Here is a 1,637-nt window from a genome sequence, read left to right on the forward strand (position 1 = left end):
CTGAGCATGGACGCTGTACAGAAAGCCAAATCCGGCCACCCGGGGGCCCCGATGGGTATGGCTGACATTGCCGAAGTGCTGTGGCGTGATTTCCTGAACCATAACCCGAACAATCCGGCCTGGGCTGACCGTGACCGTTTTGTGTTGTCAAATGGCCATGGTTCGATGCTGATTTACAGCCTGCTGCACCTCACTGGCTACGATCTGCCGATTGAAGAGCTGAAAAACTTCCGCCAGCTGCACTCCAAAACCCCGGGTCACCCGGAAGTCGGCTACACCGCGGGCGTGGAAACCACCACCGGTCCGCTGGGCCAGGGTATCGCTAACGCGGTCGGGATGGCTATTGCCGAGAAAACTCTGGCGGCGCAGTTCAACCGTCCGGGCCACGATATCGTCGACCACTACACCTACGCCTTCATGGGCGACGGCTGCATGATGGAAGGCATTTCTCACGAAGTGTGCTCCCTGGCCGGTACTCTGAAACTGGGCAAACTGGTGGCCTTCTATGATGACAACGGCATCTCCATCGACGGCCACGTTGAAGGCTGGTTCACCGACGATACCGCGAAACGCTTTGAAGCCTACGGCTGGCACGTGGTACGCGGCGTTGACGGTCACGACGCTGACGCCATCAAACGCGCAGTAGAAGAAGCGCGTGCAGTTACCGACAAACCGTCCCTGCTGATGTGCAAAACCATCATTGGTTTTGGTTCGCCGAACAAAGCCGGTACCCACGACTCCCACGGCGCACCGCTGGGCGACGCCGAAATCGCCCTGACCCGCGAAGCGCTGAGCTGGAAACACGCGCCGTTTGACATCCCGTCTGACATCTATGCGCAGTGGGATGCCAAAGAAGCCGGCCAGGCGAAAGAAGCGGCGTGGAATGAGAAGTTTGCTGCCTACGCGAAAGCCTTCCCGCAGGAAGCGGCCGAATTCACCCGTCGTATGAAAGGTGAGATGCCGTCTGACTTCGACGCCAAAGCTAACGAGTTCATCGCGAAGCTGCAGGCTAACCCGGCGAAAATCGCCAGCCGTAAAGCGTCGCAGAATGCTATCGAAGCCTTCGGCCCGCTGCTGCCGGAATTCCTCGGCGGCTCCGCTGACCTGGCGCCGTCCAACCTGACCCTGTGGTCTGGTTCTAAGCCGATCAACGAAGACACCGCGGGTAACTACATTCATTACGGCGTGCGTGAATTCGGTATGACCGCTATCGCCAACGGTATCGCGCTGCACGGCGGTTTCCTGCCGTACACCTCCACCTTCCTGATGTTCGTGGAATACGCGCGTAATGCGGTACGTATGGCCGCGCTGATGAAACAGCGTCAGGTGATGGTCTACACCCACGACTCCATCGGTCTGGGTGAAGACGGCCCGACTCACCAGCCGGTAGAGCAGGTGGCTTCCCTGCGCGTGACGCCGAACATGTCCACCTGGCGTCCGTGTGACCAGGTTGAATCCGCGATTGCGTGGAAATATGGCGTAGAGCGTCAGGACGGCCCGACCGCGCTGATCCTCTCCCGTCAGAACCTGGCGCAGCAGGAGCGTACCGCAGAGCAGCTGGCAAACGTCGCTCGCGGCGGTTACGTGCTGAAAGATTGTGCCGGCCAGCCGGAGCTGATCTTCATCGCCACCGGTTC

At 59.8% G+C, this 1,637-nt stretch carries 1 protein-coding gene; it reads left to right on the forward strand.

All coding sequences use genetic code 11. The annotated features are described in order from the left end of the window. Nucleotides 1-1,637: transketolase (tkt, locus tag HMPREF3096_RS06340; protein WP_070544363.1), on the forward strand; the 1,637-nt coding region annotated here is incomplete at both ends.

Source organism: Klebsiella sp. HMSC25G12 (assembly GCF_001807705.1).
Taxonomy (GTDB): Bacteria; Pseudomonadota; Gammaproteobacteria; order Enterobacterales; family Enterobacteriaceae; genus Klebsiella; species Klebsiella variicola.